The 1915-nt window shown below is 27.6% G+C and carries 1 protein-coding gene and 1 tRNA gene; one reads left to right on the forward strand and one right to left on the reverse strand.

Features of this window, described 5'->3' with window-relative positions:
* Positions 1-168: 168 nt before the first annotated feature.
* Complete coding sequence (locus tag AC5LAX_RS06905; RefSeq protein WP_288909519.1) at positions 169-1593, reverse strand: HAMP domain-containing sensor histidine kinase; 1425 nt, start codon at positions 1591-1593, stop codon at positions 169-171.
* Positions 1594-1834: 241 nt separating this feature from the next.
* Between AC5LAX_RS06905 and AC5LAX_RS06910 the strand changes: the two genes are divergently transcribed.
* Positions 1835-1911: transfer RNA gene (locus AC5LAX_RS06910), tRNA-Ile, on the forward strand.
* The last annotated feature ends 4 nt before the right edge of the window (positions 1912-1915 follow it).

Here is a 1915-nt window from a genome sequence, read left to right on the forward strand (position 1 = left end):
AAACAATGATATCGAATCATTGTTTTTTAGCGAGCTTATATCCCCATAAATAAATTTAGGGGCTTTACGCTCGCATTTGGTAATAAAAAAACTCATTTCAATGAAATTGACTATAAAAATAAGATTTGTTTTCATAGTTAATTTAAATATTGAAATGAGTTTTTTATTTTATTTGCTAATTGTAAATTTAAAAACAGTATATTTATCAGACTGTTTTTCTGTTGTCAATTTTATTTGATGTAAACTAGCTAGATGTTGGGCAATTTTTAGTTCAATGCTATTTAAGATAGTATCATCTTCTGCGGTCTGATAAAATTGAGGGAACATTTCTGGTAGATGTTCGACAGATATTTCATCGTTATTGTTTTGCATATAGATATAATAATTGTTATCATCTTCTAAAATTTTTATGATTAAATCACTTTTTTGAGGATAGATTTGAAGTGCTTTATCTAAAGTTTCACAAAACATTTGTTTAAGGCGATTTTTATCTCCTGTAAATAAAATGATTTCTTTAGCTAGACTTATTTTTAAATCTATCTTTATATTTTGTTCCTTAGCTACTTTTTCACGAGCTTTTATACTATCTTGAAGAATTTCAATTAAATTGAGTAAATCTTTTTGAAGTGTAAAATCTTTATTATCTAATTGAGATAAATCTAAAAGATTATTAGCAATCATATCTAGTTTATCAATATTTTTTTGCATTTGTTTTAAATATGACTCAGGTATATTGGATTTTTTTTGAGCTAATTCTTGTATATCGTGTTTTAATTCTTTTAAAGGTGTATGGAGTTTATAAGCTGTTTTTATGATTAAATTATTATCAGATTGAGCTTTAGCTTTAGATGTAGTTTCGAGATTTTGTAAATATAAAGAAAGACGATTTAAATTTTGAGCTAGTTGAGCTATCTCATCACTAGCCTTTGTTTTTATATGGGAAGTATAATTATGGTGCAAAATCTTTTCAATAAATTGATTTAATACTTCTAAAGGTAAAACGTATTTTTTTAGGAGAACTTTTAAGAGAAGTATTAAAATTACAAATAGGACTATAGAACAAAATAGCATTAAAGCAATTCCATCATACCAACTGAATTTTAATGTAGGCATTTTGCTATGAAAAAGCAATGCTCCTTTGACATTACCTTCATTATCATATATAGGAACACCAATTGTAGTATAATGTGGCTGCGTATATATATTGAAGGTTTGAGTGCGAATATTTTGACCGTTTAAAATGGATTGAAGGTCATTGGCTGCTTGAGCTGGAAGTTGGTCATAAGTTAATGCTGGATTAAAGCGAGAACCTACAATTTGCAGTGTATTTTTATCTACAAGCCATATTTCACCTTGTTCTAATATATTTACTAATTGCAAAACATTAGCGTTATATATATTATTTAAAGGATTGTTACCTGTAGACTTACTCAAAATATCAGCTAAAGATAAAGCTGTGCTTTCTAAACGACTACTTTCTATGTTTTGAGAATGTTGAAAGAATAGATAGCCAAATACTGCACTAAACGAAACAACGAATAAAATGAGTATTGTGGACATGATTAATAAAATTTTATTGATAAGTTTTGACATAATATAACCTCTATAAATAATCATAAAGTGAATTTAAATAGATTTTAGCATAAAAAAGAGAAAGAAAAAACACTTTTCGATGATTAAAAACACTTGAAATATAAAGCTTTTTATAGTTTTTATAAAAATATAAAAAAAAAATCAAAAAAAGTGTTGACAAGAGGCTCATTATTTAATATACTATAGAAGCTGGCTCGTGAGCCAACAAGAAAAAAGCCAAACGGCTTGAACATAAGAATATGGGCCTATAGCTCAGCTGGTTAGAGCGCACGCCTGATAAGCGTGAGGTCACTAGTTCAAGTCTAGTTAGGCCCACCATTAT

Source organism: Megamonas sp., assembly GCF_986095205.1.

Coding starts and splice junctions, on each gene's coding strand:
- AC5LAX_RS06905 (WP_288909519.1), bottom strand. CDS start 1,593: ATGTCAAAACTTATCAATAAAATTTTATTAATCATGTCCACAATACTC.